This is a genomic window from Thioalkalivibrio sp. ALR17-21, from assembly GCF_000420185.1.
Classification (GTDB): domain Bacteria; phylum Pseudomonadota; class Gammaproteobacteria; order Ectothiorhodospirales; family Ectothiorhodospiraceae; genus Thioalkalivibrio; species Thioalkalivibrio halophilus.
In genome coordinates this window covers 142,275-155,021 of record NZ_ATUL01000001.1, presented here as the reverse complement: position 1 = coordinate 155,021, position 12,747 = coordinate 142,275, and the positions used below count along the sequence as shown (strand labels likewise).

Sequence of the window (12,747 nt, the reverse complement as noted above, 5' to 3'; positions counted from 1 at the left end):
GAGTTAGCTTTCCAGCAGCCCGTGGCTGCGCAGTTTCTTGCGCAGGGTTGCGCGGTTGAGGCCCAGCACGGCCGCCGTGCGACTCTGGTTGTAGCCGCAGCGCTCCAGAACGCTGGCCAGCAGCGGACGTTCGACCTCCTCCATCACCAGGGCGTAGAGGTCGTGGCTGGACTGGCCGTCGAGGGTGTCGAAGTATTCTTCCATGGCCTGGCGTACGGATTGCGCAAGCACGCTTTCCGATTCCGCCTCGCCGGCCGGATCGCTCCCTGGCCACGCCTGTCCGTTGCCCTCCTTGCGACGTGCGGAATACCCGTTCGTGCTCATGCAGCCCTGCCAGAATCGTCCGCAGGCGAATCGCCTGATGGAATGATTGCCTCGAGGCGCCGGAGCTGTTCGCCGGCGTCCTCCAGGGCGAACAGCTCGGCCCGCAGTGCGCGGGTGGCTGCCTCGCCTCTCCCCAGCTGCTCAAGATACCAGCCGAGGTGCTTGCGGGCGATACGTACGCCCTGATGCGGACCATATTGCCGGTGCAGTGCGGCGACGTGCTCGCGCATCAGCGCCGCGATTTCCGCCGGTCCGGGTTCGGCCGGGAGGGGCTCACCGGCCAACGCGGCGCGGATCCGTCCCGGCAGCCACGGGCGTCCCTGGGCGCCGCGTCCGATCATGATCCCGGTGGCGCCGGTGCGGGCGAGGGCCCGTCGGGCATCCTCCATGCCGCGGATATCGCCATTGGCCAGCACCGGCAGGGCGGTGGCGGCCACCACCCGGGCGATCGCGTCGTAATCGGCCGCACCGCGGTAGCCCGCCGCGCGGGTGCGCCCATGGACCGTGAGCATCGCGATCCCGGCCTCCGCGGCGATCCCGGCAATGGTTTCCGCGTTCATGCGTTCGGTGTCCAGGCCCAGACGCATCTTCAGGGTGACCGGTACGCCGGTGTTTTCCGTCAGGGCCTGCAGTAGTTCGCGGACCAGCCCGGTATCGCCCATCAGGGCCGAGCCGGCGGCGCGGCTGCAGACCTTCTTGGCCGGGCACCCCAGGTTGAGATCGATGATGTCGGCACCGCGGGCGACATTCTCGCGGGCGGCATCGGCCACGGCAGCGGGCTCGTTGCCCAGCAGCTGGACGATGCGCGGTGCGGGCTCCGCGGCGTGGTCCAGACGGTGGCGGCTCTTGGCACTGTCCCACAGCTTCTGCTGCGAGGTGACCATCTCCGAGACCGCCGCGCTGGCCCCCAGGCGTCGTGCGAGCAGGCGGAAAGGCCGGTCGCTGACCCCGGCCATGGGCGCGAGGAAGACCGGCGGGTCCGAGAAATGGTGGGGGCCGAGCTGCATGCCGTCAGTTTAGCAGCCCGGACGCCCGGCGCAGGAATCCGCGTCAGCGGGGCCGGACGTGGACCCCGCTCAGGCGCGGGTGCTCGGTGCGTATGCGCAGGGCAACGGGCCAGGGTCGGTGGGCAGTCATTTGCGTGGGGGTATCACCGTCCGGGGCATAGACCCGCGGGTGGATGCGCTCGCGGGCATGGGTGCGGCCCAGAGTGTCCGACAGGGCAATATCCAGCAGCGGCCAGGCCTGAGCGCGGGATTCGCGGTTGTAGAGCTCGAAGATGAGCCAGCGGCCGCTGCCGGCGCCGGCCGGGTGCAGCGAAGGAGTGGAGACACGAACGAACTCGGGCGCGCGATGGGCGCGTTCGGGGCAGTGCAGGCGCTCGCACAGCGAGCTCCGCAGGGTCTCCAGCGCGGGCTCTTGCGTGATGGCGCGGGGCGGGAAAGTCAGTAACTGGAAGATCAGGCCCAGCAGGAGCAGCCCGGCCAGCATTGCGCCCCGGCTGTGGGCACGCGAGCGCCGGGATCTTGTGCGGAGCGATGGGGCCGGTGCGGCGGGTGCTGACGCGTGAGCCCGCTCGGGCGAATCGGCGGGCGCGGGGTGTACCGGCTCGGGTTCCGGGGATGGGTTCCACTCCGGGGTCGATGCGAAGAGCCTGGTCGGGGCGTCCGGGTTGCCGCTGGCCCGTGATGCCGTGGTCGGGGCCGCGTCCGCGCAGTCGGAGTCGGTCGGCGTGCGGGGGTATTCGTGCAGCCTCCGGACGGGCTGCACTCCGGGCCCGCTGACCGGCTCTCCGGCCGGTGCGATCTCCAGCGCCGGAAAGAATGCGAACGCCCGGCCGCAGGCTTCGCAACGCACGTGTCCGTGGGTCTCGTTCCCCGGAGGGCGGGTGACGACGTGGGCAACGCTGCAATGCGGGCAGCGGGCGAGCATTATCCGGACCGCCCGTTGTGCCGGCGAGCGGCGGGCGAATACTTCGCCGGCCGGTTACGTGCGGCGGCGACCGTCCAGCAGGGCCCAGCCATCGCGGGAATCGCGGACACCGATATCGAATGCATGGGCATAGGCCTCCATGACCTCTTCCGCCTGACGATCCAGCAGTCCGGCCATCAGGATGCGCCCGCCCGGGCGCGTGGCCGCGGTGAGCTCCGGGGCCAGTTCGATCAGCGGGCGGGTGAGGATGTTGGCCAGCACCAGATCGGAGCCGCCCTCGGGCAGCGGGTGATCGGTGAGCCCGGCCTGCAGACGGTCGCCGCCGATGCCGTTGCCCGCGGCGTTGGACTCGGTGGCCTGGACTGCCTGGGGGTCGTTGTCGATCCCGAGGGCGTGGCGCGCCCCCAGCTTGAGCGCGGCGATCGCGAGGATCCCGGAGCCGCAGCCATAGTCCAGAACCTCGAGGTCACGCGGCGGGTCCTCGGCCAGCGCGGTCAGGCACATGGCGGTGGTCGGGTGGTTGCCGGTGCCGAAGGCCAGGCCGGGGTCGAGGTGTACGAAGACCCCGTCCTCGACGTCCGGCTGTTCCTCCCACGAAGGCACGATCCACAGCGGCCCGCCGCAGTGGATGGCCTCCAGCCCGTCCAGGCCCGCGCGTACCCAGTCCTGGTCGGTAATGTCGGTGACCTGCAGCTCGGACGGGGCGGGGTCGCGCTGGAGCATCGAGGCCGAGGCCAGCTCCGCCGCGGTGCGGTCGGAAAACACGGCCTTCAGGCGGATGTCCGACCACAGCGGGTGGGTGCCCGGTGGCGGCTCGAACAGGGGTTCGTCGGCCGCATCGAACAGCTCTACGCTGACTGCACCCAGCTCGAACAGCAGCTCTTCCAGGGCCTCGGCATCGCCGGGTTCGGCCCGACATTCCAGTTCGGCAAGACTCATGCGGCCCTCAGTGTGTCTTCAGCTTCTTTTCCAGGTAGTGGATGTCGGTGGCACCCCGCTGGAAGTTGGCGTCGTTCATCAGATCGGAGTGCAGGCTGATGTTGGTGCGGATGCCGTCGACGATGATTTCGCCGAGGGCGCCGCGCATGCGCGCGATGGCGATGTCGCGCGTGGTGCCGTGGGCAATCAGCTTGCCGACCATGGAGTCGTAATGCGGCGGGACCGCGTAGCCGTTGTAGATATGCGTGTCCATGCGGATCCCGGGGCCGCCCGGCGCGTGATACTGCTGGATGGTGCCGGGGCTCGGGACGAAGGTTGCGGGGTCCTCGGCGTTGATGCGGCACTCGATCGCATGGCCGTGGATGGTGACGTCGTCCTGAGTAATGCCCAGCGGTTCTCCGGCGGCGATGCGGATCTGTTCGCGCACCAGGTCGATGCCGGTGACCTCCTCGGTCACCGTGTGCTCGACCTGCAGCCGGGTGTTCATCTCGATGAAGAAGAACTGCCCGTCCTCGTACAGGAACTCGAAGGTCCCGGCGCCGCGATAGCCGATCTCCTGGCAGGCGCGGATCAGGCGTTCGCTCATGTCGCGGCGCTGGGTGTCGGTGATCTCCGGGGCCGGGGCCTCCTCGATCACCTTCTGGTGGCGGCGCTGCATGGAGCAGTCGCGCTCGCCCAGGCACACCGCGTTGCCGTGGGTGTCCGCGAGGATCTGGAACTCCACGTGGCGCGGGCGCTCGAGGAATTTCTCCATGTACAGGGTGTCGTCACCGAAGCCCTGACGGGCCTCGTTGCGGGTCAGGGAGATTGCGTTGAGCAGCGCACCCTCGGTATGCACCACGCGCATCCCGCGGCCACCGCCGCCGGCGGCGGCCTTCACGATAACCGGGTAGCCGATCTCCCGGGCCAGCTGAAGGTTGGCCTCGGGCTCCTCGCTCAGAGCTCCCCCGGAACCGGGCACACAGGGAACGCCGGCCGAGAGCATGGACTGCTTGGCGGAGACCTTGTCCCCCATCAGGCGGATGGTCTCGGCCCGCGGGCCAATGAAGGCGAAGCCGCTGGATTCGACCCGTTCGGCGAAATCGGCATTTTCCGACAGGAAGCCATAGCCGGGGTGGAGGGCGCCGGCGTCGGTCACCTCGGCCGCGGCGATCAGTGCCGGGATGTTGAGATAGCTCTCGTTCGAGGGGGCGGGGCCGATGCAGACCGACTCGTCGGCCAGGCGCACGTGCTTGAGGTCACGGTCGGCGTCGGAGTGTACGGCTACGGTGGCGATGCCCATCTCGCGGCAGGCGCGCAGGACCCGCAGGGCGATTTCGCCGCGATTGGCGATCAGGATTTTTTCAAACATGCTCGGACCTGTGTTCGGCGAAGACGGTGAAGGCTCACGCGATGATGAACAGCGGCTGGCCGTATTCCACCGGATTGCCATTCTCCACCAGGATCTGGCGGACGGTGCCGGCCTGGTCCGCTTCCAGCGGGTTGAGCATCTTCATCGCCTCGATGATGCACAGGGTGTCGCCCACCTCCACCTGCTGTCCGACTTCGACGAACGGCGTGGCGCCGGGGCTGGGGGCGCGGTAGAAGGTGCCGACCATGGGCGCGGTCACGCGGTGGCCCTCGAGTTCCGCGGGTTCTTCCGCCGCTGCTTCCTCGGCCGCGGCCGCGGCCGCGGGAGCGGGCGGTGCGGGCGGTGGCGCGGCAGCCGGCATCGGTGCGGGCTGTGCCTGGGGTACGCCCCCGGGCGAACGGGTGATGCGCACCGACTCCTCGCCCTCGTTGATCTCGATCTCGTGGATCCCGCTCTCTTCGAGCAGGTCGATCAGTTTCTTGACCTTGCGGATATCCATGGTTGCCTATGACTCCTTGATGGCTGCAATCGCCGCGTCCAGCGCCAGCCGGTAGCCCCGCGGGCCGAAACCGGCCAGGGTGGCGGCGGCGACGTCGGCCAGCAGCGATGTCTGCCGGAACGCCTCGCGGGCATGGACGTTGCTGATGTGGATCTCGTAGAACGGGATCGCGACCCCCAGCAGGGCGTCACGCAGGCTGACGCTGGTGTGGGTCAGCCCGCCCGGGTTGATCAGTATGCGGCGCACACCCTCGGCAGGGGCCGCGTGGATGCGGTCGATCAGGGCCCCTTCATGATTGCTCTGAAAGCGGTCAAGGCTCACGCCCGCGGCGTGCGCCCGAGCGCCCAGTTCCGATTCGATGTCCGCCAGGGTGGTCTGGCCGTAGCGCTCCGGCTCCCGCTGTCCCAGCAGGTTCAGGTTGGGGCCGTTGAGCAGCAGGATGGTGGCCATGACAGGAATCGGAGGCGATCCGGGCGTGAATGGGGGCGAACACGCCGGAACATGCCGGCGAATCCACTGCCGCGATTCTGCCGCAGGGCGGGCGGGGTGTCCAGCGCCGCCGCGTGGCCATGCGAGAGAGCGACCGGCTCAGAGATACTGTTCGAGCCAGCCGTCAAGGTCGTCTTCGGTGACCTCGCCGCGATGGGTCGCGCGGATGGTGCCGCTGCGGTCGATGACCACGGTGTAGGGCAGGGCCCCGATCCGGTTCCCGTATTCAGTCTGGATCTCCATGGCTTCGTCCTGCCCGATCAGGATCGGGAATTCGATGCCGTAGGTGGCGACGAACTGTTCGGTGGCCGACTGTTCGTCCACGGCGACCGCGACGATGTTGAAATCCTCGTCGCGGTGCTGTTCCCAGGTCTCCTGGAACAGCGGCATCTCCTTCTTGCACGGCGGGCACCAGGTGGCCCAGAAGTTGAGCACCACCAGGTCGCCGTCCCACTGGCTGAAGGTCTGATCGGCCCCGTCGAGGTCCGGCAGGGTGAAATCGATCCGCGCATCCCCGGTCGGGGTGTCCTCCGCATCGGCCACATCCTCGGCATCGGCCTGTGGGTCGCCGCCGGTGGCGGTGTCCTCGGCAGTGCCGTTGTCGCCACAGGCCGTCAGCCCGAGGGCGAGCAGTGCGGCCAGCGAGCCGGCCGCGAGATGGGTGCGGGTCATGGGTGTACCCCCAGGGCATTATCCAGGTGGTCGAGGAACTCGCGCGCGTTCAGGTAACCGACGCGGCGAAACTGCGGCAGTGGTTCGCCGTCGCGGTCGTAGAACACCATCGCCGGCGGGCCGAACAGCTCGAAGTGCTGCATCAGTTCGCGGTGCTCCGAGGTGTTGTCGGTGACGTCGGCCTTCAGCAGATGGACATCCGCGGTGGCGCGGATGACCTGCGGGTCCTGGAAGGTGGTGCGTTCCAGGCGTACGCAGTCCACGCACCAGTCGGCATAGAAGTCCACGAACACCGGTTCGCCGCGTGAGGCGGCCTCCGCCACCTCCCGTTCGAGGTCTTCCAGGCTGTCGATGTAGGTGAACTCCATCTCCGTCGGTCCGCCGTCCGCGGTGGTGACGGCGGGCTGACTGAGGGTGGCCAGCGGGCGGGTCATGTCCTTGCCGCCGGTGGCCGCCCCCAGCATCAGCAGGATGCCGTAGATCAGGATCACCAGGCCGAGCCCCTTCCACAGGGTGTGCCAGCCGGACTTGCCTTCGGGCAGACTCTGCAGCGCCCCCATGTACACCGCGACCACGATGAACAGGGTGGCCCACAGGAACATCGCCACTTCGCCCGGGATGACCCGTTCCAGCAGCCAGATGCCCATGGCCAGCAGGCCCACGCCGAACACCGCCTTGATGGTATCCATCCACGGGCCGGCCTTCGGCAGCAGGCGTCCGGCCGAGGTGCCGATCGCCAGCAGGGGGGCGCCCATGCCCATGCTCAGGGAGAACAGCGCGATCCCGCCCAGCACGGCGTCGCCGGTCTGGCTGATGTAGAGCAGGGCCCCCAGCAGCGGCGCGGTGACGCACGGCCCGACGATCAGGGCCGAGAGGAAGCCCATGACACCGGCGCCGAACAGGGTGCCGCCCTCCTGGCGATTGCTGATGTTCGACAGCTTGCTCTGCACGCCCGCGGGCATCTGCAGGTCGTAGAAGCCGAACATCGACATCGCCAGCGCGACGAAGATGGCGACGAAGGTGCCGATAATCCAGGGATTCTGGAAGGCGGCCTGCAGGTTGGCCCCGGCCATGCCCGCCAGCACCCCGGCCACGGTATAGGTGAGCGCCATCGCGAGCACGAACACCAGCGAGATGAAGAACGCCTTGCGGGTGTTCATCTCCTTCTGCCCAAGGATGATGTTGGACAGGATCGGGATCATCGGGAACACGCAGGGCGTGAAGGTCAGCAGCAGGCCGAAGCCGAAGAACGCCAGGGCCACCAGCCACACGCGCCCGTCCGCCAGCTGCGCCGCGATGCGGTCCTGTTCCGAGGCCGGCGGGGCGACGGCGTCCTCGTCCTCGGGTGCGGCTTCGCCTTCATCGGGCATGGCCGCCGGGTCGGCCTCCTCGGCCAGATCGGCGGCGAAGCTGACCGCGACCTCCTGGGTCAGCGGCGGGTAGCAGATACCCGCGTCCGCACAGCCCTGGTAGTCCACCGCCAGCACGATGTCGGCGACGTCGTCGGCATCGCGCTGCACCGGCACCAGGATCTCCACCTCGTCGCGGAAGATGCGGGTCTCGCCGAAGAACTCGTCTTCGTGCAGTTGGCCGTCCGGCGGGCTGATGTTGCCCAGCTCGATGCCTTCCCCTTCGGCGACGCGCACGTCCAGCTGGTCGCGGTAGAGATAGTAGCCGTCGGCGATGTCGAAACGCAGCACCACGGCGTTCTGGCTGATCGCCTCGGCGGAGGCGGCGAACGCATCCTCGGGGTCGAGCAGATCCTCGTCCCCGGCAAGCTCGCCGGACATCTGGCCGAGCTCGTCCAGTGCGCCTTCCCCGGCCGCCGCGGTGTCGGCCTCGGCGTCACCCGGCAGGCCCGGCAGGGTGATGGATACGGTCTGGAAATGCGGCGGGTAACAGATGCCGGCATCCGCGCAGCCCTGCGAGCGTGCGGTCAGCTCGATGGTCTCGCTTTCGGCGGCCAGTACCGGAAGCTCGATGCTGACCTCGCCGCGATAGGTCTCGACCCGCCCGAAGAACTCGTCTTCCTTGATCTCGCCGTCCGGGATCGCCGGATCGCCCAGTTCCAGGCCGGGGCTTTCCGGTTCGAACTCGAACTGCTCGCGGTACATGTAGTACTCGTCCGCGATGTCCCAGGTCAGACGGATGGTGGATTCATCCACCGCCTCGGCACTGATCGCGAAGGCGTCATCCGGGTCGAGCAGGTCGTCGTCCATGCCGAACTGCGCCGCGGCCACTCCGGGCAGCAGCAACAGCACGGTGAACAGGGCGGCAAGCCAGTAACGGAGGTTCATCGGGTGCATTCGCGGATCCAGTTCAGGTAGTCGGGCAGTCCGTCCTCGATCGGCAGGGCGATGATTTCGGGGGTGTCGTACGGATGTTGATCGTGCAGGGTGGCCCGAAGTTCGGGCCAGGCCTCGCGCGAGGTCTTGATCAGCAGGGTGACTTCGCTGTCGACCTCGATGCGGCCCTGCCACTGATAGATCGAGCGGCCGGGCGGGAGCATGTGCACGCAGGCGGCGCGGCCGGCCTCGACCAGGTGGCCGGCCAGGCGTTCGGCGGCGTCGGCATCGTCCAGCGTGGTGATGACCAGCCAGGCCGGTGCGGGGTCGGATTCGCTCATGGTGATGTGCGTCCTCCTGGTTCAGTCCGGATGCTCATTCCAGGCCGAGTTCGATCCGTGCCGCCTGGCCCGCCCGCGGGGCGAGGCCCTCCGGGGGCGTGAACTCGACCCGCAGACGATAGGCGGGGGCGTCCTCTTCGCCGCTGCGCTCCCAGTCCACGTGCTCCACCCGGCCGTCGACGCGGGTGTCGTTCAGGATGACGGTGACCGGGTGCCCGGGTTCCAGGCGTGCGGCGGTATCCGCGTCCACGCGGCCGCGTGCATGCATCGGGTCGTCGCGTCCGATCACCGCGAGAACCGGCGGAACCAGCGCGGGGTTCACGTATTCGTTGCGGGTGACGTCCAGGCGCAGCACGCGGCCCTCTCCGGGCGCGGCGATCTCGGTGTCGTGCACGTCCGCGCGGGCCTGGCGGACCCGGGCGCGGGCCTCGGTCAGGCGCGATTCGGCCGCGGTGTGGTCGATTCGGGCCAGTTCCAGTTCGCGCTCGGCGATCAGGGTCTGGTCGTACAGGTCGCGGGCCTTGCGCAGTTCGCGTTTGGTTTCCGAGGCTTCCAGCTCCAGGCGTTCGACCTCGGCCTGCGCTGCGGACAGTTCCGCACGGGCCCGGCGATCGTCGATGCGGAACAGGGTGTCATCTTCCATCACCCGGTCGCCGGGCCGGACCCCGATCTCCCGGACCTGGCCCGCGACGGGCGCGGTGATCCGGTACTGCTCGCTCCAGGCGAGCTCCGCGTCCACAGTCTGGGCGCCCGCGGCCGGGCTCAGCAACAAGAGCGCGAGGCTCGCGCCGATCGCTCGCCGGGTGGTGTGCGGGATGGGGTGAATGCGGGTGTTCATGGGGTCCCTCCAAAGGCGGTGGCGTCGGCGGCGAACGGACTCAGGTCTTCGCGGCCGGTCAGCAGGGCAAGGCGTTCGTAGGCGAGGGCCAGCTCGAATTCGGTGCGGGCATTGAAATGCGCGGCCGCGCTCTGCTGGACCATGGAGTCGCCGAGGTCGGCCTCGTCTTCCATCTGATAGAGATAGCGAGCCCGGCTGATGTAGAGGTCGCGGTAGTCCATGCGTGCCAGCGCCTCGTCCCGCTGTACCTCCAGGGTCCGGATTTCGTGAACCAGTTCACGCACCCGGTTGCGGGCCCGGATCATGGCGTGGTCGCGTTCGGCCTCGGCTTCCCGGCGCTGTGCCACCGCGCGGCCGACGCGGGCATCGCCGCGGCGCCCCTCGAACAGCGGGACCTCCAGTACCAGCGCGGCGGCGAAGGGGTTGCGGTCTCCGCCGAACTCCTTGTTCCAGTAGCCGGTCTCGGCCTCGGCATACAGCCGGGGACGGCTTTCACTGCGGGCCGCCTGCACGCGGCCGGTGGCGGCCTCGACCCGCTGGCGTTCGGCGGCCAGGGCCGGGCTGCCGGACTCCAGGTCCGCCAGCAGGCTGCGCAGCTCCGGAAGCTCGGGCAGGTCCAGCGGCAGCGGCGGGCCGAGGACGTCGGCCGGCGGGCGTCCGCGGTGATGCAGGGCCTCGGCCAGCTCGGCGCGGCTGCGCTGCTGGCGGTACAGCGAGCGTTGCCGCTGGGTGAAGTGCTCCTGGTAGTCCGCTTCCGCCTCGAACAGCTCGATGTCCGAGACCTGACCCATCGCGTTGCGTTCTTCCAGACGCTCCAGCGTGACGAAGGCCGCGGCCATGGCCTCGGTGTCGCGGGCGAATGCGAGATCGGCCAGGACCACATCGAAATAGCGCTCCAGGACCTCCAGCCGGTGTCGCGCGAAGGCCAGCCATTCTTCCTGACGCGCGGCTTCGACCGCGCTGGCCTCGGCCTCCTCCCGCGCCCGGGAATGGCCGAAGTCGCTCAGCAGCTTGCGCGCGACCAGGGTTGCGCGCGAGTCGTTGTTGCGGTCGTCGGCGATGTTGTCGTTGGGCTCGATCCAGCGTGCTTCCAGGCGCGCGTCCACGCGCAGGTCACGGTCGGCGCGCGTGGCTTCCAGCTCCGCTTCGGCCGCTTCGCGTCGGGCGCGGGCCTGCTGCACGCGAGGGTGCATCGCATTCACCGCCTCGATGGCATGCTGCAGACGCAGGGGCTGGGGCAGTGGCTCGATGTCCGGCACCACCTCGGCCGCCGCGGGGCCGGCCGTGCCGACGGCCAGCACGAGGCACGCCGTCAGAAGGGCGCCGGCACGGCGCCCCCGGACAGGGAGACGAGGAGTCATGTCCGCTCCTTTGCGTTCAGCGGCCGCGCTGCTCGCGGCGGAAGCGATTGAAGTTGGTTTCTTCGTGGTGTCCCTCGGCGACAAAGCGCCCCAGGGTCAGGAATTCGTCCGCATCGCGGGTGGCCCCGGTAAAGCGGTGGATCGGTTCGCCGTCCAGGTCGAAGAACTGAAAGACCGGCGTGGCGCGCACGCGGAAGTCGCGCGTGGCGAAATCGGCCATCCGCCGGGTCTCGCCGTCGAAGTTGGTGATCTCGACGTCGCCTTCGATGTCCACGGTGAAGATGGCGAAGTGCTCGCGGTAGTAGTCCTGCACCTGCGGCTGATTGAGCACCTGGTTCTTCATGCGGTGACAGAAAGGACAGGCATCCATCTCGAAGAAGATCAGGATGCCCTTCTTGCCTTCCTCGCGAGCAAGCTCGAGCTCTTCCTGGAAATCGCCGAACGTCGGCTGGAAGAAGTGTTCTTCCGGATCACGCGGGTCTTCCTGGGCGACGGCCGTTCCGGCCAGCATGAACGCAAGGGTGAGCAGCAGGGCCGTGACGAGTCGATGGTGTAGCGGCGTGCGTGTCATGTGGCCTCCGTTCACTGGGGTCGTGTCTTGTCCTTATGACGCCGGGGAGGGTGGAGAAATTCCGTTTCTCGAGCAAGGGAACGGCGAGCAGGGTGCGCGCTCGATCGACACTTGCACCCGCGGCGTGGTCCAATGACGTTCTGTCCGCTGACACCCTCCTCACGATGCGCAATCCGCTTTTTCCGCTGCTGGTCTTTCTCGGTTTCATCCTGCTCGAGATCTTCGGGTTCGCCTGGGTCGGAGAAGCCGTCGGTGCGCTCGCCACGGTGGCGCTGGTCGTGGCGACCGCGGCCGGCGGGATCGTGCTGTTCCGGGTGCAGGGCTTCTACCACTGGCGGCGGCTGCAGCAGAGCCTGGCGCGCGGCGAGGTCCCCGCGCGCGGTCTGCTGGAGGGCTGGCTGCTGATGGCGGCCGCGGTGCTTCTGCTGGTCCCGGGGTTCTTCTCCGATGCGGCCGGCGCAGTGCTGCTGGTGCCGCCACTGCGCCGGTTGATTGCCGCGGGCATCCTGCGCCGCGGTCTGGTGCGGGCGCGGACCGGCCCGTTCCAGGGGTCCGGCCATGACGCCGGCGGCCCGATCGAGGGCGAGTTCCGCCGGCACGATGACGAGGCCGGCGGCCGCGACGTGCTCGATCACGATTCCGGCGACGACGATCGGCGTCGCTGACCCCCTTCCGGTCGCGTTTCCGTGCTCTTGACTCGTGTTCGTTCGCCCCTATTATTAGCACTCGTTACGGGTGGCTGCTAACAGGGCATCCATCCGGTTCCCTCAGACCCCTGTTATCGACAGACAGAAAGGAGTTTCCACCATGAATCTGCGGCCTTTGCACGATCGCGTGATTGTGAAGCGCATGGAAGAAGAACGCACCACGCCCGGCGGCATCGTGATCCCGGATTCGGCGGCCGAAAAGCCGATCCGCGGCGAAGTCGTGGCCGTGGGCAACGGCAAGATCCTGGACAACGGCGAGAAGCGCGCGCTGGACATCAAGGCCGGCGACAAGGTGCTGTTCGGCAAGTACTCCGGCACCGAGGTCAAGGTCGACGGCGAAGAAGTCCTGGTGATGCGCGAAGACGACATCATGGCCGTCATCGAGGGCTGAGCCCGCATTCGCGTCACGTAGTTTTATTCAATTTCAGGAGCAGAATC

At 68.5% G+C, this 12,747-nt stretch carries 15 protein-coding genes; 2 read left to right on the top strand and 13 right to left on the bottom strand.

Going from position 1 to position 12,747, the window contains the following annotated elements:
* Positions 1-3 precede the first annotated feature (3 nt).
* The 13 genes from G020_RS0100775 to G020_RS0100715 form a co-directional block, all read right to left on the bottom strand.
* Complete coding sequence (locus tag G020_RS0100775; protein ID WP_018947497.1) at positions 4-324, bottom strand: helix-turn-helix domain-containing protein; 321 nt, start codon at positions 322-324, stop codon at positions 4-6.
* The gene (gene dusB / locus G020_RS0100770) at positions 321-1,331 is read right to left on the bottom strand and encodes a tRNA dihydrouridine synthase DusB (RefSeq protein ID WP_024328277.1); all 1,011 of its coding nucleotides are present in this window, start codon (positions 1,329-1,331) and stop codon (positions 321-323) included. The genes G020_RS0100775 and dusB overlap by 4 nt, the downstream gene beginning before the upstream one ends.
* A gap of 43 nt (positions 1,332-1,374) precedes the next feature.
* Positions 1,375-1,815 carry a DUF3426 domain-containing protein gene (locus tag G020_RS15475; RefSeq protein ID WP_231363026.1) on the bottom strand — a complete coding sequence of 147 codons (441 nt, stop codon included), beginning with the start codon at positions 1,813-1,815 and terminating at the stop codon, positions 1,375-1,377.
* A gap of 495 nt (positions 1,816-2,310) precedes the next feature.
* Entirely contained in the window at positions 2,311-3,195 is an 885-nt protein-coding gene (gene prmA, locus G020_RS0100760; RefSeq protein ID WP_024328275.1) for a 50S ribosomal protein L11 methyltransferase, read from the bottom strand.
* A 7-nt stretch (positions 3,196-3,202) separates the two neighbouring features.
* Positions 3,203-4,546, bottom strand: a complete 1,344-nt coding sequence (accC, locus tag G020_RS0100755; protein WP_024328274.1) for an acetyl-CoA carboxylase biotin carboxylase subunit — start codon at positions 4,544-4,546, stop codon at positions 3,203-3,205.
* Positions 4,547-4,580: 34 nt separating this feature from the next.
* A complete protein-coding gene (accB, locus tag G020_RS0100750; protein WP_024328273.1) occupies positions 4,581-5,045 on the bottom strand; it encodes an acetyl-CoA carboxylase biotin carboxyl carrier protein in 465 nt (154 codons plus the stop codon).
* 6 nt (positions 5,046-5,051) lie between these two features.
* Entirely contained in the window at positions 5,052-5,495 is a 444-nt protein-coding gene (gene aroQ / locus G020_RS0100745) for a type II 3-dehydroquinate dehydratase (protein ID WP_024328272.1), read from the bottom strand.
* Between the two features lie 138 nt (positions 5,496-5,633).
* Positions 5,634-6,206: a TlpA disulfide reductase family protein gene (locus G020_RS0100740; protein ID WP_024328271.1), complete on the bottom strand. Its 573-nt coding sequence runs from the start codon at positions 6,204-6,206 to the stop codon at positions 5,634-5,636.
* On the bottom strand, positions 6,203-8,512 hold the full coding sequence (dsbD, locus tag G020_RS0100735; RefSeq protein WP_024328270.1) for a protein-disulfide reductase DsbD: 2,310 nt from the start codon (positions 8,510-8,512) through the stop codon (positions 6,203-6,205). Before dsbD ends, G020_RS0100740 begins: the two co-directional genes overlap by 4 nt.
* Entirely contained in the window at positions 8,500-8,832 is a 333-nt protein-coding gene (gene cutA / locus G020_RS0100730; protein WP_019022734.1) for a divalent-cation tolerance protein CutA, read from the bottom strand. The genes dsbD and cutA overlap by 13 nt, the downstream gene beginning before the upstream one ends.
* A 34-nt stretch (positions 8,833-8,866) precedes the next feature.
* Entirely contained in the window at positions 8,867-9,670 is an 804-nt protein-coding gene (locus G020_RS0100725; RefSeq protein WP_019590987.1) for an efflux RND transporter periplasmic adaptor subunit, read from the bottom strand.
* Positions 9,667-10,971, bottom strand: coding sequence for a TolC family protein (locus G020_RS0100720; protein WP_024328269.1), 1,305 nt, complete (start codon positions 10,969-10,971; stop codon positions 9,667-9,669). The genes G020_RS0100725 and G020_RS0100720 overlap by 4 nt, the downstream gene beginning before the upstream one ends.
* 76 nt (positions 10,972-11,047) lie before the next feature.
* Positions 11,048-11,602, bottom strand: a complete 555-nt coding sequence (locus G020_RS0100715) for a thioredoxin family protein (protein ID WP_024328268.1) — start codon at positions 11,600-11,602, stop codon at positions 11,048-11,050.
* A gap of 164 nt (positions 11,603-11,766) precedes the next feature.
* Here G020_RS0100715 and G020_RS0100710 point away from each other — a divergent pair, with 164 nt between their 5' ends.
* Positions 11,767-12,267 (top strand): FxsA family protein, encoded by a 501-nt coding sequence (locus G020_RS0100710; RefSeq protein WP_024328267.1) that lies wholly within the window; start codon positions 11,767-11,769, stop codon positions 12,265-12,267.
* Between the two features lie 142 nt (positions 12,268-12,409).
* A complete protein-coding gene (groES, locus tag G020_RS0100705; protein ID WP_018947484.1) occupies positions 12,410-12,700 on the top strand; it encodes a co-chaperone GroES in 291 nt (96 codons plus the stop codon).
* The last annotated feature ends 47 nt before the right edge of the window (positions 12,701-12,747 follow it).